The sequence below is a fragment of the Streptococcus sanguinis SK49 genome, from assembly GCF_000212815.1.
Classification (GTDB): Bacteria; Bacillota; Bacilli; order Lactobacillales; family Streptococcaceae; genus Streptococcus; species Streptococcus sanguinis_C.
Genome location: NZ_GL890986.1, coordinates 12,663 through 31,598, shown reverse-complemented (window position 1 = coordinate 31,598; position 18,936 = coordinate 12,663). Strand labels below are relative to the sequence as shown.

22 protein-coding genes and 1 pseudogene are annotated in these 18,936 nt (G+C 42.2%); 18 read left to right on the top strand and 5 right to left on the bottom strand.

Annotation, left to right across the window (positions count from 1 at the left end; all coding sequences use genetic code 11):
• The first annotated feature begins 155 nt into the window (after window positions 1–155).
• From HMPREF9380_RS03205 to HMPREF9380_RS03250, 10 genes are all read left to right on the top strand, one after another.
• Complete coding sequence (locus HMPREF9380_RS03205; protein ID WP_004192858.1) at window positions 156–2,288, top strand: Tex family protein; 2,133 nt, start codon at window positions 156–158, stop codon at window positions 2,286–2,288.
• On the top strand, window positions 2,275–2,712 hold the full coding sequence (locus HMPREF9380_RS03210; RefSeq protein WP_004192856.1) for a SprT family protein: 438 nt from the start codon (window positions 2,275–2,277) through the stop codon (window positions 2,710–2,712). Before HMPREF9380_RS03205 ends, HMPREF9380_RS03210 begins: the two co-directional genes overlap by 14 nt.
• A 139-nt stretch (window positions 2,713–2,851) precedes the next feature.
• Window positions 2,852–3,127: a PspC domain-containing protein gene (locus tag HMPREF9380_RS03215; RefSeq protein WP_032907817.1), complete on the top strand. Its 276-nt coding sequence runs from the start codon at window positions 2,852–2,854 to the stop codon at window positions 3,125–3,127.
• A 71-nt stretch (window positions 3,128–3,198) separates the two neighbouring features.
• The gene (locus HMPREF9380_RS03220; RefSeq protein WP_004192854.1) at window positions 3,199–3,687 is read left to right on the top strand and encodes a hypothetical protein; all 489 of its coding nucleotides are present in this window, start codon (window positions 3,199–3,201) and stop codon (window positions 3,685–3,687) included.
• A 12-nt stretch (window positions 3,688–3,699) separates the two neighbouring features.
• Window positions 3,700–4,134 (top strand): hypothetical protein, encoded by a 435-nt coding sequence (locus HMPREF9380_RS03225; protein ID WP_004192852.1) that lies wholly within the window; start codon window positions 3,700–3,702, stop codon window positions 4,132–4,134.
• Between the two features lie 47 nt (window positions 4,135–4,181).
• Window positions 4,182–4,673: an NUDIX hydrolase gene (locus tag HMPREF9380_RS03230; RefSeq protein ID WP_004192850.1), complete on the top strand. Its 492-nt coding sequence runs from the start codon at window positions 4,182–4,184 to the stop codon at window positions 4,671–4,673.
• A 137-nt stretch (window positions 4,674–4,810) separates the two neighbouring features.
• A complete protein-coding gene (hprK, locus tag HMPREF9380_RS03235) occupies window positions 4,811–5,746 on the top strand; it encodes an HPr(Ser) kinase/phosphatase (protein WP_004192847.1) in 936 nt (311 codons plus the stop codon).
• Window positions 5,739–6,524 carry a prolipoprotein diacylglyceryl transferase gene (gene lgt, locus HMPREF9380_RS03240; RefSeq protein WP_004192845.1) on the top strand — a complete coding sequence of 262 codons (786 nt, stop codon included), beginning with the start codon at window positions 5,739–5,741 and terminating at the stop codon, window positions 6,522–6,524. Before hprK ends, lgt begins: the two co-directional genes overlap by 8 nt.
• 58 nt (window positions 6,525–6,582) lie before the next feature.
• Window positions 6,583–6,981, top strand: coding sequence for a DUF948 domain-containing protein (locus HMPREF9380_RS03245; RefSeq protein ID WP_004192842.1), 399 nt, complete (start codon window positions 6,583–6,585; stop codon window positions 6,979–6,981).
• Between the two features lie 15 nt (window positions 6,982–6,996).
• Complete coding sequence (locus tag HMPREF9380_RS03250; RefSeq protein WP_004192831.1) at window positions 6,997–7,479, top strand: YtxH domain-containing protein; 483 nt, start codon at window positions 6,997–6,999, stop codon at window positions 7,477–7,479.
• Between the two features lie 112 nt (window positions 7,480–7,591).
• Here the strand turns inward: HMPREF9380_RS03250 and HMPREF9380_RS03255 are convergent, their stop codons facing one another.
• On the bottom strand, window positions 7,592–7,894 hold the full coding sequence (locus tag HMPREF9380_RS03255; RefSeq protein ID WP_004192830.1) for a DUF3270 domain-containing protein: 303 nt from the start codon (window positions 7,892–7,894) through the stop codon (window positions 7,592–7,594).
• A 130-nt stretch (window positions 7,895–8,024) separates the two neighbouring features.
• Between HMPREF9380_RS03255 and HMPREF9380_RS03260 the strand changes: the two genes are divergently transcribed.
• From HMPREF9380_RS03260 to HMPREF9380_RS11550, 3 genes are all read left to right on the top strand, one after another.
• Window positions 8,025–8,954 carry a peptidase U32 family protein gene (locus HMPREF9380_RS03260; RefSeq protein WP_004192828.1) on the top strand — a complete coding sequence of 310 codons (930 nt, stop codon included), beginning with the start codon at window positions 8,025–8,027 and terminating at the stop codon, window positions 8,952–8,954.
• Window positions 8,955–9,183: 229 nt separating this feature from the next.
• Entirely contained in the window at window positions 9,184–10,470 is a 1,287-nt protein-coding gene (locus tag HMPREF9380_RS03265; protein ID WP_032907634.1) for a peptidase U32 family protein, read from the top strand.
• Between the two features lie 72 nt (window positions 10,471–10,542).
• Complete coding sequence (locus HMPREF9380_RS11550; protein WP_162093961.1) at window positions 10,543–10,866, top strand: CHY zinc finger protein; 324 nt, start codon at window positions 10,543–10,545, stop codon at window positions 10,864–10,866.
• 26 nt (window positions 10,867–10,892) lie between these two features.
• On the opposite strand, the gene HMPREF9380_RS03270 is transcribed toward HMPREF9380_RS11550, so the two are convergent.
• On the bottom strand, window positions 10,893–11,249 hold the full coding sequence (locus HMPREF9380_RS03270; protein ID WP_002897226.1) for a hypothetical protein: 357 nt from the start codon (window positions 11,247–11,249) through the stop codon (window positions 10,893–10,895).
• 90 nt (window positions 11,250–11,339) lie between these two features.
• Here HMPREF9380_RS03270 and HMPREF9380_RS03275 point away from each other — a divergent pair, with 90 nt between their 5' ends.
• On the top strand, window positions 11,340–11,552 hold the full coding sequence (locus HMPREF9380_RS03275) for a YdbC family protein (RefSeq protein ID WP_004192822.1): 213 nt from the start codon (window positions 11,340–11,342) through the stop codon (window positions 11,550–11,552).
• Window positions 11,553–11,576: 24 nt separating this feature from the next.
• Here HMPREF9380_RS03275 and HMPREF9380_RS03280 read toward each other — a convergent pair whose 3' ends face one another.
• Both HMPREF9380_RS03280 and HMPREF9380_RS03285 read right to left on the bottom strand, forming a co-directional pair.
• Entirely contained in the window at window positions 11,577–12,122 is a 546-nt protein-coding gene (locus tag HMPREF9380_RS03280) for a biotin transporter BioY (protein ID WP_004192819.1), read from the bottom strand.
• Between the two features lie 102 nt (window positions 12,123–12,224).
• Entirely contained in the window at window positions 12,225–12,770 is a 546-nt protein-coding gene (locus HMPREF9380_RS03285; RefSeq protein ID WP_004192816.1) for a biotin transporter BioY, read from the bottom strand.
• A gap of 471 nt (window positions 12,771–13,241) precedes the next feature.
• Here HMPREF9380_RS03285 and HMPREF9380_RS0111095 point away from each other — a divergent pair.
• A pseudogene (locus HMPREF9380_RS0111095) lies at window positions 13,242–13,974 on the top strand (cyclase family protein).
• 272 nt (window positions 13,975–14,246) lie between these two features.
• On the opposite strand, the gene gorA reads toward HMPREF9380_RS0111095, so the two are convergent.
• Entirely contained in the window at window positions 14,247–15,596 is a 1,350-nt protein-coding gene (gorA, locus tag HMPREF9380_RS03290; RefSeq protein ID WP_032907628.1) for a glutathione-disulfide reductase, read from the bottom strand.
• 209 nt (window positions 15,597–15,805) lie between these two features.
• Between gorA and HMPREF9380_RS03295 the strand changes: the two genes are divergently transcribed.
• The 3 genes from HMPREF9380_RS03295 to HMPREF9380_RS03305 are packed head-to-tail and all read left to right on the top strand — an operon-like array spanning window position 15,806 to window position 18,919.
• The gene (locus HMPREF9380_RS03295; protein ID WP_002920756.1) at window positions 15,806–16,969 is read left to right on the top strand and encodes an efflux RND transporter periplasmic adaptor subunit; all 1,164 of its coding nucleotides are present in this window, start codon (window positions 15,806–15,808) and stop codon (window positions 16,967–16,969) included.
• Window positions 16,953–17,651 (top strand): ABC transporter ATP-binding protein, encoded by a 699-nt coding sequence (locus HMPREF9380_RS03300; protein ID WP_004192805.1) that lies wholly within the window; start codon window positions 16,953–16,955, stop codon window positions 17,649–17,651. Before HMPREF9380_RS03295 ends, HMPREF9380_RS03300 begins: the two co-directional genes overlap by 17 nt.
• Window positions 17,651–18,919: an ABC transporter permease gene (locus HMPREF9380_RS03305; protein ID WP_004192803.1), complete on the top strand. Its 1,269-nt coding sequence runs from the start codon at window positions 17,651–17,653 to the stop codon at window positions 18,917–18,919. Before HMPREF9380_RS03300 ends, HMPREF9380_RS03305 begins: the two co-directional genes overlap by 1 nt.
• The last annotated feature ends 17 nt before the right edge of the window (window positions 18,920–18,936 follow it).

Genomic DNA, 18,936 nt, shown 5'->3' with positions numbered 1-18,936 from the left:
ATAATTCTATTATACTACCAATCATCAAAAAATGAAATTTTGAAACATAAGGGACTTCTTGTCGCTGATTTACCCTAAATTTTTTTGTACAAATAGTACTAAATAGTTCTAAAATAGCCTATCTTTCAAAGCACTTGTGATATAATAGGATTGTTATGGAAAATATAAATATTGAAAAAATTGCCCAGAAATTGGGCCTTAAAGAAAGCCAAGTATCACAGGTCCTAGATTTGACCGCTGAAGGGAATACGATTCCTTTTATTGCTCGTTACCGTAAGGAAATGACAGGAAATCTGGATGAGGTCGAGATTAAGGCGATCATCGACTTAGATAAGAGCATGACTGCTTTGGCAGAGCGTAAAGCGACGGTCTTAGCTAAAATTGAGGAGCAGGGAAAACTAACGGATGCGTTGCGCTCTGAGATTGAGGCTGCTGAAAAGCTGGCTGATGTGGAAGAACTTTATCTTCCTTATAAGGAGAAACGCCGTACCAAGGCTACTATTGCCCGTGAAGCAGGTCTCTTTCCTTTGGCCCGCCTCATCCTACAGGATGCGGCTAACTTGCAAGAAGAAGCTGAGAAACTGACTAGTGAAGCCTTTCCGACAGCAGAAGCTGCTCTTGCTGGAGCAGTGGATATTCTGACTGAAGCAATTTCCGAAGATACTAAGCTGCGGGCTTGGACCTACCATGAGATGCAGACCAATTCTTTTATCGTATCCAGTCTCAAAGACGGTGATTTGGATGAAAAGCAGGTCTTCCAGATTTATTATGATTTTTCCGAAAAAGTAGCGACCATGCAAGGCTACCGGACACTGGCCCTTAACCGTGGTGAGAAGCAAGGTATTCTCAAGGTTGGTTTTGAGCACAATCTTGAGAAGATCTTGCGCTTCTTTGAAGTACGTTTCAAGGTGAAAAATGCCTATATTATTGAAGCTGTTCAGCAAGCGGTCAAAAAGAAAATCATTCCAGCCATGGAGCGCCGTATTCGGACCGAGCTGACTGAGGCCGCTGAGGATGGAGCGATTCAGCTCTTTTCAGATAATCTCCGTCATCTTCTCCTAATTGCTCCTCTCAAAGGTCGCGTAGTACTGGGCTTTGACCCAGCCTTTCGGACAGGAGCCAAGCTGGCTGTTGTTGATGCGACAGGTAAGATGCTGACGACTCATGTTATTTATCCAGTAGCGCCAGCAAAGCCAGCTCAGATTGAAGCTTCTAAGAAAGAGTTATCGGAGCTGATTGAGCAGTTTGGCGTGGAAATCATTGCCATCGGAAACGGAACTGCCAGCCGAGAAAGTGAAGCTTTTGTAGCAGAAGTTTTGAAATCCCATCCAACTGTCAGCTATGTCATCGTCAATGAAAGCGGAGCATCTGTTTACTCTGCTAGTGAACTAGCTCGTCATGAATTTCCAGATTTGACTATTGAAAAGCGCTCAGCTATTTCCATTGCCCGCCGTCTGCAGGATCCTTTAGCAGAGTTGGTTAAGATAGATCCTAAGTCTATCGGGGTTGGCCAGTACCAGCATGATGTCAGCCAGAAAAAGCTGTCTGAAAGCCTGGACTTTGTCGTTGATACCGTGGTCAACCAAGTCGGAGTTAATATCAACACCGCCAGTCCTGCACTGCTGGCCCACGTAGCTGGTCTTAATAAAACTATCTCAGAAAATATTGTCAAGTATCGGGAAACAGAAGGTTTGATTCGGTCTCGCGAGGCCATCAAGAAAGTGCCGCGTCTGGGTGCAAAAGCTTTTGAACAGGCAGCCGGCTTCCTGCGTATTCCCGAGAGTGATAATCTGCTAGACAATACAGGCGTTCACCCAGAGTCTTATAAGGCGGTGGAGGAGCTCTTTAAGCGTCTGGAAATCAGCAGTTTGGATGAAGCGGCCCAAGCCAAATTAAAGGCTGTTCGGGTTGCTAGTTTGGCTGCAGAGCTGGGCTTGGGAGAAGAAACCCTCAAAGATATTATTGCTGATCTGCTCAAGCCTGGTCGGGATTTGCGTGATTCCTTTGATGCGCCAGTTCTGCGGCAGGATGTCTTGGATATCAAGGATCTGCGTATCGGTCAAAAGCTGGAAGGGGTCGTACGTAATGTCGTCGATTTCGGAGCCTTTGTGGATATCGGTATCCACGAAGACGGTCTCATTCATATCTCCAAGCTGAGCACTGACTATATCAAGCATCCTAGTCAGGTCCTATCTGTTGGCGATTTAGTCACAGTCTGGGTGGATAAACTGGATGTGGAGCGGGAGAAGGTTAACCTCTCTCTGATAGCACCAAATGAATCTAACTAACTATGTCAAGCGGGTTTCAGCTGAGGATTTTGGCTGGGAATTCCGCCACCAAGCTTATTGGAACAAGCGTCTCCGCACTACAGGGGGACGCTTCTTTCCTAAAGACGGACATCTGGATTTTAACCCAAAAATCTATGAAACTTTTGGGTTGGAGACTTTTCGAAAAATTGTTCGCCATGAGCTGGCTCACTATCACCTATATTATCAGGGTAAAGGATACCGCCATGGGGATAGAGATTTTAAAGACCTGCTCAAGCTAGTTGATGGTCTGCGCTACGCCCCCTCATTGTCAGATTCGCAATCCCTTCTCATCTATGAATGTCTGAGCTGCGGAGCACTTATCCGTCGCAGACGCAGAGTCAATCTTCAAAAATACCGTTGCGGACGCTGTATGGGCAAGCTCTGTTTATCAGAGAAAGCTTGATAGATTAGCAAGAGAGTTCCTTGAAGAACTCTCTTTTTTCAAAAGAATGAATTTTCTAAGGTATAATCAGCCTTTGGCCCGATTGTTTTTCTGTGAAATGTGGTAGAATAAAGTAAATATGATCATTGAGGTCTCTATCATGAACGTGAAATTCTATAAGTTGAAAAAGAATCGACTGATTTCCGGTGTCTTGTCCGGTCTGTGTGATAAATTTGATTTTGATCTGAGTCTGGTGCGCTTCCTCTTTATTATCTTTACTGTGGTCAATTTCGGCTTGGGAATTCTCATCTATATCCTGCTGGCTATGGTTATGCCCTATAAAGAAGACATAGAAGAAGAAATGTACGGAACTGGTCCACGCAAACGAAAAGAAGCAGAAGCTATCGAAGACGATAAAGACGGCTGGTTTTGGTAATTCTTAATAAAATAGAAAATTTCGGGATTCACTCCCGATTTTTTACTAGATGAAGAGGAGAGAATGATTTTATGAAAAAATTTTCAATCATACGGTATGCATTCAAGTTCTTGCTTTATATTATTCTGTCATATATTGTTAGTTTTGGAGGACTTGGTCTTCTGGCTTTTCTCTTTAAGTTTAACTATGGTACTAGTCTAACAGTGTCTTTTCTAGGGATGATGATTTTTGGTTATGGCTTTTTGAATTTTTTCTTCTTTCTATTTACACCACCAATTAGTCAATCTCTGAAAAAAAGTGTTTTGCTACTATCTATTTTCATGCATCCGCTTTTTATTGCAGTTTCTGTTTTCTTTTTGGATAGTTCTTATGAAGATGGTCTAAGTAATGGGATCAATAGCTTTAAAAGCATGATTCCAATATTATTCGTTTGTCTTTTAGTCAATACTTTCTTTTATTTTTTAGCCTTTTCTATCAAAAAGGCACGTGAGCAGCTACATATGGCTAAACAAATGGAAAAGGCTGAGTCCCTTGATTTATCAGATCATTTTGAAGATTAGAAAGGCAGTATTATGAAACAATTTTCTTTATCGGTGTATTTATGGAAATTTTTCCTCTATTTGATTATTAGTTTAATTTTACATATAGTTCTTATTTTTGCAGCGGGCATGATAGCAGGAGGATATGCTAGCTTCTTTGTTTTCTTTATAGGTATTCTAGCATTTCCATTTGGTTTGTGGAATTTATTCTTTTTCTTGAAAGTATTATCCCCGGAGCAAAGTTCAGAGCGTTTAGTAGGACTTATATCTATCTTATTTCTGCCAGTTCTATGTCTCGTAATTTATGGTTTTGTTGGAGGTTTCCAAATAATTATAAGCTCCCTTCCTAACAGCCTATTTTATATTTTTGGTATGCTAGTTTCAAATACAATCGTGTACTCTATAGCTCATTCAATCAACCTTTCTAACTATAAAAAGCGATCTATATCTCAAATTGAAATAGACTGAACCTTGCAAATTCAACGAAATCCTAAGCATTTATTCAAGGAGGAAATATGACAGAAATTTGGAATGCCTATGACTTAAATCGAAATCAACTCCCTCATCTCTTAGTTCGAGGAGAAAAAATTCCTGAAGGACAGTTTCATCTATGTGTTAATGTCTTGGTTCGCCATCAGGATGGTGATATTTTATTTATGCGGCGGTCAGCAAATAAAAGTCTCTATCCTGGCTACTATGAGTTCGGAGCAGGAGGGAGTGTGCTGGCTGGAGAGGATAGTCAGACTGCTGCACTACGTGAATTAAAAGAGGAAACAGGCCTGGTTCTTGACAGCATCAGACTTTTGGAGCAGGTTTGCTCTATCAAAGACCAGTGCCATTTCGACTATTTTGAAGTGGTTGTGTCTGGCGATAAGAGCCAAGTCCGCTATCAGGAAGGCGAAACAGATGCTCATGTCTGGTTGCCTCTGAAAGAGGTCCCAGATTTTGTAGAAAACCATCCATGTTTTAATAACCAAAAGAAAATTCTCAGCAGCCTAATCGATTGATATCGCGGTTGTTTTTCTATTTTCACTAAAAGTTGATTTAAATCAAAATATTTTTTCGTTCTAAAATCAATCTTAAGGATTCTTTTGGGATGAAAATTTGCTATAATAGAAGCAGACAAATTTGAAGGGAGAAGACAATGTCGGTAAAGGTTAAAGACCTCTTAAAAATATCCCGTCTGTCTCAGGTATGTGGAGACGAAAGTTTACTAGAAAAAGAAATAGCAACCTCTGATATTTCCCGCCCAGGACTTGAAATGACTGGATATTTTGATTTTTATACACCCGAGAGGATACAGCTGATTGGAATGAAGGAATGGTCTTACCTAATGAAAATGACCTCGCATAACCGCCATCAAGTGTTATTGAAAATGTTTCAACCTGAAACACCGGTGGTTATCATTGCTCGAAACTTAGAGATTCCTGAAGAAATGGTTAAGGCAGCTGATGAGAAGCAGATTGCAATTCTCAGAAGTAAAACCTCTACTAGTCGCTTATCTGGAGAAATTTCCAGCTACCTTGATTCCCGACTGGCTGAGAGAACCAGTGTTCATGGTGTCTTGATGGATATCTATGGCATGGGGGTTCTCATCCAAGGGGACAGCGGAATTGGTAAAAGTGAAACAGGGCTTGAATTGGTTAAGCGTGGCCATCGTTTGGTTGCGGACGACCGAGTGGATATCTATGCCAAGGATGAAATGACACTTTGGGGAGAGCCAGCTGAAATCCTGCGACATCTATTGGAAATTCGTGGTGTTGGTATCATAGATGTTATGAGCTTATACGGAGCCAGTGCAGTTAAAGATTCTTCTCAAGTTCAGATAGCTGTTTATTTGGAGAATTACGATACTCTCAAAACATTTGATCGGCTGGGAAATAATGCTGAAGAGCTGGAAGTTGTTGGCGTCAGAATTCCGCGTATTCGGATTCCTGTGAAAACTGGTCGTAATATCTCGGTTGTGATTGAAGCAGCAGCAATGAATTATAGGGCTAAGGAAATGGGCTATGATGCTACAAAGATCTTTGAAGAGCGCCTCACTGATTTAATTAGCCGGAATGAGGTGAAACATGATTGATCCAGTAGCTATCCAACTAGGACCTATCAGTATTCGCTGGTATGCCATCTGTATTGTCACAGGCTTAGTATTAGCCGTTTATCTTGCCATGAAAGAGGCTCCGCGTCGGAAGATTATTCCTGATGATATTTTGGATTTTATCCTAGTGGCTTTTCCCGTAGCTATCGTGGGTGCCCGGCTTTATTACGTGGCCTTCGAGTGGGATTATTACGGTAAGAATCTGATAAAAATCATTGATTTCTGGAATGGCGGAATAGCAGGTATTGCTATTTACGGCGGGCTGATAGCTGGTGCTATCGTTCTCTACTTTTTTTGTAGGAGAAGGCTGATTCACCCAGTTGATTTTCTGGATATTGCAGCACCAAGTGTGATGATTGCCCAGAGTATTGGTCGCTGGGGAAATTTTGCCAACCATGAGGCCTATGGTGCGGCAGTTAAGAATTTGGACTATCTGCCTAGCTTTATTCGGGAAAATATGTATATAGAGGGTAGCTACAGACAGCCAACTTTCCTCTATGAATCTGTATGGAACCTAATTGGCTTTATCTTGATTATTGTTCTTCGCCGTCGGCCTAAGTTGCTGAGACAGGGAGAAATCGCTGCCTTCTATCTAATTTGGTATGGATTTGGTCGGATGATTATTGAGGGGATGCGGACGGACAGTCTCATGTTTGCTGGTCTGCGTGTTTCCCAATGGCTGTCGCTGATTCTTATTTTTGTTGGAATAGGCATCATCATTTACCAAAGAAAAAAGCAAGCCCCTTATTACCAAGAATAAGAAATAATAGATTCGTTGACTCATTCATAAGAGATGTCAGCGATGAAAGGAGAGAAATATGATAATTGAAATTGCTTATTCTTTACTGGCGGTTGCCCTTATTATCTTCGTGATTTACTTGACGATTACTGTCAAAAATCTGGGCGAAAAAGCTGGTAAGATGCTAGATGAAACAGAAAACACCATCAAGGTCTTGACTTCTGATGTCAACGTGACACTTCACCAAACCAATGATCTGCTGGCCAAGGTCAATGTCTTGACTGACGACATCAATCAAAAAGTTGCAACTATTGATCCTTTGTTTACAGCTGTGGCGGACCTGTCTGAGTCTGTTTCAGATTTAAACGTTCAGGCCCGCTCGCTGAGTAAAAAAGCGGTGTCAGCTGGTAAAGGAACCGTCAAAACTACAGCTGGTTTGTCTGCTTTGCGTTTTGCTTCAAAATTGTTTAAAAAATAAGAAAGAAGGTCTACCATGGGAAAATTTTCATCACTATTATTGGGTGCCATTACAGGTGCAGCAGCTGCCTATTTTCTAACCAGTAAGAAAGGAAAGGAAACTACAGATAAGGTTCGGGACTTTGTTAAGGAATACCAAGAAAATCCTGATGATATCCACGAAGCTGTTGTTCAGTCCGCTAAAGATTTTTCAAATCAAGCTGTCAGCGCAATTCAACAAACCAAAGAAAAAGTTGAGAAAGGCGAGATTACAGCTGAAACAGTCATCGAATCTGTCAAAGAAACGACCAAGTCAGTCGTGGACTATTCGCAAGATAGGTTTAACGAAATCAAAGAAAAATTTGATAAAGAAGAAAGCAGCTTTGCTGAGGAAGAACCTGTGATCTTCGAAGAGGAAGAAGAGGAACCTTCAGAAGAAATCATCATTGACTTCGGAGCAGAAGTGACAGAAGGACAAGAAGAAAAGGCTGTTGAAAAAGATAGTCAAGAAGAAAAATAAAGAAGACTAGCAATTTTGCTAGTCTTCTTTGTTAGAATGAAAACGAAACCGAAGAGGTAAAACTTCTTCGGTTTCATTTTATATTTTAAAATCGTAGAATCACAAGGTTGGTTTATTTGCTAGTTTGGCGTTTTTTTGCGAATAGGCGATAAGATTGAATGCTAATCAGGCTAGAAGCAATGGCTAAAGTGAAGGACATAAATGTATTCATTTTTAAACTCAAGAATAAGAAGCTAAACAAAACTGTCAAGACACAAAAAACAGCAATATTCACGAAGAAAAAGAGTTCACTTAATTTTGGTGAGTAATCCGCTTCAGGGAGGTAATCCTGATAAAGTGGAGTTTGTTCAGATTCAATTTCTTGATAGTAGTAGTCAGTTGGATCGTCATATTGTTGATATTTTCTTACGGGCATAATTCTCTCTCCTTACAGTACCCCTTAATTCTACCATTTTTTGCTTGTTCAAAATGTTACAAAAGTGTTACAAAACGAATAAATTCGAATTAAGAACTTCTCCTTTATATTTTTTTGCTATAATGGTTGTATGAAAAAGATAATTATTACAGCAACAGCTGAAAGTATAGAACAAGTTGAGGAACTTTTAGAGGCAAATGTCGATCGAATTTATGTCGGTGAGAAAAATTATGGCCTTCGTTTGCCTCATAATTTTAGTTTAGACGAATTAAATCGAATTTCTGACTTAGTTCACCAAGCAGGAAAAGAGTTGACCGTTGCAGTAAACGCGCTCATGCATCAGGAAATGATGGATAATATTAAGCCCTACCTTGATTTTTTGCAGGAGATTGGGGCAGATTATATTACCGTTGGGGATGCTGGTGTTTTTTATGTGCTGCAGCGAGATAGCTATAAATTAAAGACTATTTACGATGCCTCGACCATGGTTACAAGCAGCCGTCAGATTAACTTTTGGGCTAAGAACGCTGGAGTTTCAGAAGCTGTCCTAGCGCGTGAGATTCCTTCTGCTGAGCTTTTTAAGATGCCAGAAATTCTGGAAATTCCTGCTGAAGTCTTGGTTTACGGAGCTAGTGTCATCCATCACTCCAAGCGTCCTCTTTTGCAGAATTACTATAATTTCACTCATATCGATGATGAAAAGACACGGGAACGAGATCTTTTTCTGGCAGAACCAAGCGATCCGCAGAGCCATTACTCGATTTTTGAGGACAATCATGGTACTCATATTTTTGCCAATAATGACTTGGATTTGATGACCAAGCTGATAGAATTGGTTGACCATGGCTTCTGCAACTGGAAGTTGGAAGGTCTCTACACACCTGGTCACAACTTTGTCGAGATTGCAAAGATTTTTGTAGAGGCGAGAGATTTGATTGAAGCAGGCAAGTTTAGCTCAGACCATGCCTTTGTGCTGGATGAGGCGATTCATAAACTGCATCCGAAAAATCGTTTTCTTGATACAGGATTTTATGACTATGACCCTGATATGATAAAATAAATTTAGAAACGAGAACTCTTTTTAGGAGTTCTTTTTTGTGAACAAAAATGAGATTTATAAAACATGAGTAAAAAATAAATGCTTCAAACTATTTTTTTTGAATTAATTCGAATAATCTAAAAATTAGAATTGTGAAAATAATTCAAAGAACCTTGCTTTTAGGGGTAAATTACTATAAAATAATAAGGATTAGACATCAACACTTTTATATTGCAAATAGGAGAAAATGATGGCAAGAAAGTTAAAACGACCAGAGGTGTTGTCACCTGCTGGTACTTTGGAAAAGCTAAAAGTAGCTGTTCGATATGGAGCAGATGCTGTTTTTATTGGCGGACAAGCCTATGGTCTGCGCAGCCGGGCTGGGAACTTTACCTTTGAACAGATGGAAGAAGGGGTTCAGTTTGCGGCTAGTTATGGTGCCAAGGTCTATGTCGCGGCCAATATGGTCATGCACGAGGGGAATGAAGAGGGAGCTGGTGAGTGGTTCCGCCGTTTGCGGGACATTGGGATTGCGGCTGTCATTGTTTCAGATCCAGCTTTGATTGCTATTGCAGCATCAGAAGCACCTGGTCTGGAAATCCACCTGTCAACTCAGGCTAGTGCGACCAACTATGAAACGCTGGAGTTCTGGAAAAATCTAGGACTGACTCGTGTTGTCCTAGCTCGCGAAGTTTCTATGGCTGAGCTGGCTGAAATTCGCCGACGGACTGACGTTGAAATAGAAGCCTTTGTTCATGGAGCGATGTGTATTTCCTACTCCGGCCGCTGTACGTTATCCAATCACATGAGTATGCGTGATGCCAATCGTGGAGGCTGCTCACAATCCTGCCGTTGGAAATATGACCTCTACGATATGCCCTTTGGTCAAGAACGTAAGAGCTTGGAGGGGGAAGTTCCGGAAGAATTTTCCATGTCCGCAGTTGATATGTCCATGATTGACCGCATACCAGACATGATTGAAAATGGAGTAGATAGCTTGAAGATTGAGGGACGGATGAAGTCCATTCATTACGTTTCTACGGTGACTAACTGCTATAAAGCAGCAGTGAACGCTTATCTAGAAAGTCCTGAAAAGTTTGAAGCTATCAAGCAGGACTTGGTTGATGAGATGTGGAAGGTTGCTCAACGTGAATTGGCCACAGGATTCTACTATCATACTCCAACTGAGAATGAGCAGCTGTTCGGAGCGCGACGCAAGATTCCAGAATACAAATTTGTAGCTGAAGTAGTAGCCTATGACGCAGACAGTCAGACAGCGACTATCCGTCAGCGCAATGTTATCCATGAAGGAGATCAGGTTGAGTTTTATGGACCGGGCTTCCGTCATTTTGAAACCTTTGTCACAGACCTTCGTGATGCTGATGGTAACAAAATTGATCGGGCTCCTAATCCGATGGAGCTTCTGACCATTCACTTGGAGCAGCCCGTAGAGGCTGGCGATATGGTGCGGGCTCGAAAGGAAGGCTTGATTAATCTTTACAAGGAAGATGGCACTAGCGTGACCGTCCGAGCTTAATCTTATATTCTTAGGTGACTTTTTAATCTAAAAGCCATCTTTATGAATAGAGATTTTCAGAGAGGAAATAGCATGATTCAGGTTTACGGTGATATTCTTGATGAGGAGACTCGCTGCCAGCATTATCACAGTGAGAGAGATATCATAGCCCTTAAGTGCTTTGCTTGTCAGAAATATTATCCTTGCTTTCTCTGTCATGACCGCTACGAAGATCATGCTTTTCTGGCCTATCCTGTGAGTCGGTCAGAAGATCGAGTAGTTCTTTGTGGTCATTGCAGGACGGAGCTGACTATTTCTCAGTATCTTGGCTGTGAGGATGCTTGTCCTATCTGTACTCATCCGTTTAATCCAAGATGCAAGAAGCATCGATCGATTTATTTTCAGACAAACAAATAACTCTTCCATCCAGCTGGATAGAAGAGTTATCTTTTGAAACGACGGTTAGTGATGCGAATGTCTTTCTTTTGGGCTTCACGGATATTATTGGGTACGAGGCTGATTCGCTTGATGTCCTGCACGCGGATAATAGTGGTCATACTTTTCTTGAAATTTTTGATAATCAGCTGCTGGCGCTCGCGATCGTATTTAACAATATCGCCAGTGAAGCTTTTATCCAGAAAGATAACGTGGACACCAGATTGTTTTCGCAGAGCTAGCTCGATGGTACGCAGGATGCGGCCGCTGTCCTCTGGTCCTTGTTCATTCTTTTTGCCACTGATAAATTCGTTGGCTCTTTGTAAAATCATTTCGAGATATTTTTTCATAGCTAAAATCTCCATAACTTGTTACAATATATTATATAACAAAATTCCCTAAATTGTAAATTCTTTTACGAATTATTAGTTGGAAAATAAAACAAGAGGTGAAATATGGCTGAATTTACATTCGAAATTGAAGAAAAACTTCTGGTCCTGTCTGAAAATGACAAGGGCTGGACCAAGGAACTTAACCGCGTTAGCTTTAACGGAGCACCAGCTAAGTATGATATTCGGAATTGGAGTCCAGACCACAGCAAGATGGGCAAGGGAATTACACTTTCTAATGAAGAATTCCAAATTCTCGTGGATGCATTTAAAAACTGATAGAGAAAGTTCTATCAGTTTTTTCTATTTCTCAGAAAAGTAGGAATGGAATTTCAAACTCTTAAAAATAGGAATGCTGATGATGGTGATGGCAACCATTTTTAGCAAGTCAGGCAGGATAAAAGGAGTAAGACCAATCGCGACCGACTTAGAGAAATCAAATCCTCCCAAGAAATGGAGTCCTAGGATACCACCGACAAAGACGAGAGCATCACCCAATACATTGGCTATAAAAACCATATAGAAAGGACTGTCCTTATGGGTCAGACAGGATGTAACAAAGGCAAAGAGTAAGTAGAACCAGAGATAGCCGGCGCTAGGGCCAAAGAGAGCCTGGAAACCACCACTTCCTCCAGCAAAGACCGGTAGGCCGATAGCTCCCAGCAGCAGATAAATAAAGACTGATAAAACAGCTTCGCGAGGTTTGAAAATCGTTGCAATCAAACCGACAGCAAAAGTCTGCAGCGTGATGGGAACGGGACCAATGGAAATAGTTAATTGGGACAGGACAGCTAGGAAGGCAGCTCCGATCGCTGGGAGGGCAAGAAGAAAAGCTTTGTTCTTGTTCATGAATAGTAAACCTCTTTTATATTGTATGGTAACTATTTTAAAAGCTAAATAAAAAAAGTCAAGTCCTTCTTAATCGGACGAGACAATTATACAGACAGATTCTTATTTCTCTGAAAAGTAGGGATGAAACTTCAGACTCTTAAAAATAGGGATGCTGATAATGGTGATGGCAATAATTTTTATCAATCCAGGCAGGATAAAAGGAGTTAGGCCAACCTCTACTGACTTAGAGAAATCAAGCCCTCCAAAGAACTGCAGCCCTAAGATACCACCGACAAAGACGAGAGCGGCACCCAATACATTGGCTATAAAAATCATATAGAAAGGACTGTCCTTATGAGTCAGACTGGATGTCACAAGCGCAAAGGGTAAGAAGAACCAGAGATAGCCGGCGCTTGGGCCAAAGAGAGCCTGAAAACCACCGCTTCCTCCAGCAAAGACCGGCAGACCGATAGCTCCCAGCAGCAGATAAATAAAGACTGACAAAACAGCTTCGCGAGGTTTGAAAATCGTCGCAATCAGACCGATAACAAAAGTCTGCAGTGTGATGGGAATGGGGCCGATGGAAATAGTAAATTGGGACAGGACAGCTAGGAAAGCAGCTCCGATAGCTGGGAGGGCAAGAAGAAAAGCTTTGTTCTTGTTCATAAATAGTAAACCTCTTTTTAATTTTATGGTAACTATTTTAAAAACTAAATAAAAAAAAGTCAAGTCCTTCTTAATCGAACGAGACAATTATACAGACAGATTCTTATTTTCGTTTCTTGCTTCTGATGAGCAAGACGATGAAGGCGATAAGACCAAAAATGTTAAAGAAAAGGATGCCCAAGGCTGCAAGAAGTTTTTTTGTTTTACTCATCAGTTTTCCTCGTTTCTGGATTGCTTTGTACTATCATATCAAAATTTTCAATGCTTGAATAGGCTTCATTAGAAAAATTAGCTATAGCTTCAAACTATATTCTTATCAATAAAAAAGGATTATCTAAAAGTGCTATAAAGAATTGCAGCAGCACACTTTGATTGATATAATAATGCAAAAGTAAATAAGAGTTTTTGCTAGAGGTGTGGGTGCGTAATCAACATCTTCCTAAAGCAAGACTGACTAGATTGGAGAAGGCTATGACAGATTTATTAAAAATTTATCAGGAACTACAGGAGAAAAAATGGGTTAATTTGTCCCATCAGATTAGGGAAGACAGTCCGCATTTTCCAGCTCTGCCTGCCTTGGAGAAGAAGGATATTTTCACTTTGAAAGACGGTTTTCATGTTCAGCAATTTTCTGTAGTTGGCCAATACGGGACTCATATTGATGCTCCGATTCACTTTGTGGAGGGTGGTCGTTGGTTGGGAGAGATTGAGCTAAAAGATCTTTTCCTGCCTGTGGTGGTTATTGATAAGTCTAAGGAAGTAACAGAGAATCCAGACTTTATACTAGGCAAGCAGGATATTTTAGATTTTGAAGCGGAGCACGGACAGATTGAGCCAGGGACGTTTTGTTGCCTTTCGATCAGACTGGTCCAAGCGTTGGCCAAGTCAATCAGCTATGCGCAATCTGGATGATCAGAAGATTCAGCATACTCCTGGGTGGGGACGGGATGCTCTAGAGTTCCTTATCCATGAGCGTGGTGTCAAGGCGGTAGGTCACGAAACTTTTGATACAGATGCGGGTATTCCTACAGCGGAGCATGGGCTGCTCAATGAATACTATCTTTTGGAGCAGGACATTTATCAGCTAGAAGTTATGACCAATCTGGATCAGCTGCCGGCTAAAGGTGCTCTCATCTCAATTAGCTTCCCCAACTGGCATCAAGCCAGCGGTTCACCAGTTAGGGCTGTAGCTATTTTACCATAAAGAAAAAGGAGTCTGAGATTTCATTTCAGGCTCCTTGTCGCATATAATAACTAATAAAAAGATCGCTTTTTATAATCTTTGGAATTTCTTTATGGATATTTCAAAGGAGTGTCAAATGAAGCTGAAATAGCTTTAATTACAATCTTACAAAAATGTAAGATTCGTCTGTAAAATGAAAGATTAGGTTATGGAACGATCAACATCTTTATTATAAAATGGTAGCAGAAGTCAAAAAGAGGATGGAATACCAAACCTCTTCTGATTTTGAATTTTTATCGCATGGTCACGAATTCTTCGGAACCTGTCGGGTGAATAGCAACTGTAGCATCAAAGTCAGCCTTGGTAGCGCCCATCTTGATAGCAACAGCGAAACCTTGAATCATCTCGTCTACTCCGTAGCCAATACCGTGCAGGCCAACGACCTTTTCATCCTCACCGGCAGTGATGAGCTTGAACTTGGCCTGTTGGCGATGCTGGGTGACAGCTGAATACATGGATGTGAAGCTAGATGTGTAAACGTGAATATTTTCTGCTCCGTAAGTCTTGATAGCCTCTACCTCATTCAGGCCGACTGTCCCAATAGCAGGATGGGAGAAGACAACAGTTGGAATAGTTGAGTAGTCCATTTTAGCATTTGTTTTACCATTGAAAAGACGCTCAGACAGGGTCCGTCCAGCCTTGATAGCAACAGGAGTTAATTCTTTTTCACCTGTTACATCGCCTAGAGCATAGATGCCAGGAACCACAGTGTTTTGATACTCATCTACAGCGATGAAGCCACGTTCATTGAGAGTGACGCCAGCTGCTTCCAGATTGAGGTCTTGAACATTTGGCTTACGCCCGATGGCCCAGATAACATGCTGGGCTGTGTGGCTGCTGCCGTCTTCAAAATAGAGCTTGAGCTGACCATCAGGCAGTTTTTCCAGCTTTTGCGGAATCTTATGGGTATGAAGCTGGAGTCCAGAGTTCTCCATTTCTTGGAGCAGGCCGTCAATCAGATAGCTGTCAAAGTTGCGCAGTGGTCGATCCTTACGAACAAAAAGATCTGTTTTAACTCCTAGAGCATGGAGCACGCCAGCTAGCTCAACTGCTATATAGCCTGCTCCGACAATGGCTACAGATTCAGGTAACTCTTCCCAAGCAAAGACATCGTCGGAATTCTCGCCGTAGCCTGCGCCAGGGATATTTGGAATAGCAGCATGAGCACCCGTCGCGATAACGATATGCTTGGCGCGAATAAGCTCGCCGTTGACTTGGACAGTGTTTGCATCCACAAAACGGGCACGTCCTTCGATCAGTTCGACACCATTCCGCTTGAAGCTACCGTCATAGGACGAACGTGCTCGGTCAATATAAGCTTCGCGATTTTTCCGAAGGGTAGCAAAATCAAAAGCTTGGTTATCAGAGGTAAAGCCGTAGTCTGGTCCATAATGCTGGATAGCTTCAGCTATTTGGGCTCCGTACCACATAATCTTCTTTGGGACACAGCCGACATTGACACAGGTGCCACCTAGTTTCTTTTCTTCAATAACGGCAACCTTGGCACCGTATTCGCCGGCCCGATTCATGGTAGCAATCCCCCCGCTGCCACCGCCAATAGCAATCATATCAAATTCTTTCATTTTGTTAGAATCTCCTTCTATTATATGAGGTAATTGTACCTTTTTTAGCAGGTGAATGCAAAAATCTGCTACGGATTTGAGTGGAGTGACTATCTGAGATAAAATAGCAACCATTTGTGAAAAACTGTAAATTTTTTTAGAAGAATTATGATAGCCTTGTGATATAATATAACAAAAGAAAATCGTTTTCATCAAGAGGAGGAAAAGAGATGAAAAAGTTAAAGAAATGGCAATTATTTAGCATTATTGGAGCTACGATTGCAGTTGTTGCAGGAGCAATTCTCTTCATGTTTTTAAATGGAGGGAATCCTTCTGAGGCACCGGTCGATACGACTCCGCTGGTTCAGAAAGCCAAGGAAGGCTCAGTGGCTTCTTCAGTCTTACTGACAGGCAATGTTACAGCCAGCAACGAGCAGTACATCTACTATGACAGCACCAAAGGTGACTTGGAAAATGTACTGGTCAATGTTGGTGACCAAGTGACTGCCGGTCAAGCGTTGGTCACTTATAAAAGTGCAGAGGCTCAGGCTGCTTATGATGCGGCTGCTCGGGCGGTTAGCAAAGCCGATCGTCAATTGCATGACTTGCAAACCAATGGTGTGACTGTAAATACTACCGGCGACGAAGAAGCTGATGGGGCGTCTGAAGCTCAGGCTCAGCGTTCTGTGGAGTCTCAGGCAGCTGACCTGCGCGATGCTCGAGCTGATGCAGTGGATAATATGAACAAAGCACAAGCTACTCTCAATGCCTTAACAGTGACCAGCACTGCAGATGGTACGGTCGTGGAAGTCAACCGTGATGTTTCAAAATCAACAACTGGTGCCACTCAAACATTGGTTCACATCGTCAGCAATGGGAATCTGCAGATTAAGGGTGAATTATCCGAATACAATTTGGCTAACTTGTCTGTCGGCCAAGAAGTGACCATTACATCAAAGGTTTACCCAGACAAGAAATGGACTGGTAAAATCAGCTACATTTCCAACTATCCGAAAGACGGCCAGCAAGCAGCAGCTCAGCCATCTGGAACAGGTGGCAGCGGAACAGCTTCAGGTTCTAAATATCCATTTACAATTGACATTACAAGTGAGATTGGTGAGCTCAAGCAAGGCTTCTCTGTCAATATCGAAGTTAAAAACAATACTCAGGGACTCATTGTGCCAGTGAGCAGTGTGGTAATGGACGGAGACAAGAACTATGTTTGGGTCCTGGAAAAAGGAGTTGCCAAGAAGACAGAAGTAACGCTCGGAAATGCTGATGCTGAAAATCAAGAAATCTCATCTGGTTTGACAAAGGATAGTAAAGTTATCATCAATCCGACAGATAGCTTGAAAGACGGTCAAGAGGTGAAATCTTATGAAGAAGCTAATTGAGTTAAAAAATATTAATAAGAGCTATCGCAATGGAGACCAGAAACTGCAGGTATTAAAAGACATCAGTCTGGAGGTTGAAGAGGGCGAGTTTGTTGCCATCATGGGACCGTCTGGATCTGGTAAGTCTACACTGATGAATATCATTGGTATGCTGGATCGTCCGACCACTGGTGAATACCATCTGGGAAGCGAAGAAGTAGCTAAGCTAGGTGATAAGAAGCTGGCCAAGGTTCGAAATAAGCAAATCGGCTTTGTCTTTCAGCAGTTCTTTCTCTTGTCTAAGCTCAATGCCTTGCAAAATGTGGAACTGCCCTTAATCTATGCAGGAGTCGGTCTATCTAAACGTAAGTCCTTGGCCGAGCAGTTTTTGACCAAGGTGGAGTTGGACACGCGGATGCATCATCTGCCTTCAGAGCTTTCCGGAGGACAGAAGCAGCGGGTAGCCATTGCGCGTGCTTTGGTCAATAATCCCTCTCTGATTCTGGCTGACGAACCGACGGGGGCCTTGGATACCAAGACTGGTGAGCAGATTATGGAGCTCTTAACTGAGCTCAATCGAGAAGGGAAAACCATTATCATGGTAACTCACGAGCCTGAGATTGCGGCCTATGCTAAACGACAGATTGTCATTCGTGACGGTGTCATCTCATCTGATAGCACTAAGGAAGGAGGACTAGTCTAATGCAAAACTGGAAATTTGCCATTAGCTCCATTCTTGGACATAAGATGCGGTCTTTCCTGACCATGATTGGGATTATTATCGGAGTGGCTTCGGTTGTGGTTATCATGGCCTTAGGAGATTCTATTACCCGGCGGGTCAATGAGAGTTTTACTAAAAGTCAGAAAAACATGCGCCTTGTCTTTTCTCCTAAAAAGAGCAAGGACGGCTCCTACACACAGACGGCTGATCTCTATTCTGTAAATGTGGAAGATGAAAGTGAAGAAGTGGTGGAACCACCCAAGGTCCAGGAAGCATGGGTTAAGGAATTGACCCATATCAAGGGAGTGGATGGTTATTATGTGACCAACTCTGCTATGGAAACCTTTAGCTATGAAAATAAGCAGGCTGAGCGCGTCAACTTTGTCGGCGCAAACATGACCTATATTCAAGTGAAAAAATACATAATCATTGCTGGTCGTGCTTTGAGGCAGCAAGACTATCAGGGCTTTGCTAGTGTTGTGCTGCTGGACGAAGATCTGGCTGCGACCCTCTTTTCTTCCGCTGAAGAGGCAATCAATAAAATTGTGACAGTGGGTGCCAGTAACTATCGGGTGATTGGGGTTTATAGAGATCCTGAAACTGCTGCTGCATCTGGTTCCATGCAGGTCTATGGTGGCAATGCCATTACGACCAATACTCTCATAGCTGCCAACTTTGGAGTAGATGAGATTTCAGAGATTGTTCTTCGAGTGAATGATACCAGCTTGGTTCCAGAACTTGGTCCTAAGGTTGCCAAGAAATTAACAGAAATTGCTGGTCTCCAACAGGGAGAATATCAAGTGACAGATGATAGTGCCCTCTATCAGGAAGTGCAAAATATTTATGGTGCAATGACGGGTGTTATCGGAGCCATCGCCGGAATCTCTCTCTTTGTTGGAGGTATCGGCGTTATGAATATCATGCTGGTATCGGTCACTGAGCGGACTCGGGAAATCGGTCTGCGGAAGGCTCTGGGAGCAACGCGTGGCAATATACTGATGCAATTTCTGATTGAGTCTATGATTTTGACACTGATTGGTGGTTTGATTGGACTGCTTCTAGCTGCAGGACTTGCGTCTGTACTAGGCTCGGCCATGAGTCAAATGCTGGAAGGAACACCAGTAACGGTATCTCTACCAGTCAGCATCGTCAGCCTTCTCTTCTCAGCAACCATCGGTGTTCTCTTCGGTATCCTGCCGGCCAACAAGGCCTCTAAACTGGATCCAATCGAAGCACTGAGATATGAATAATATAGTCAAAAGTCTGG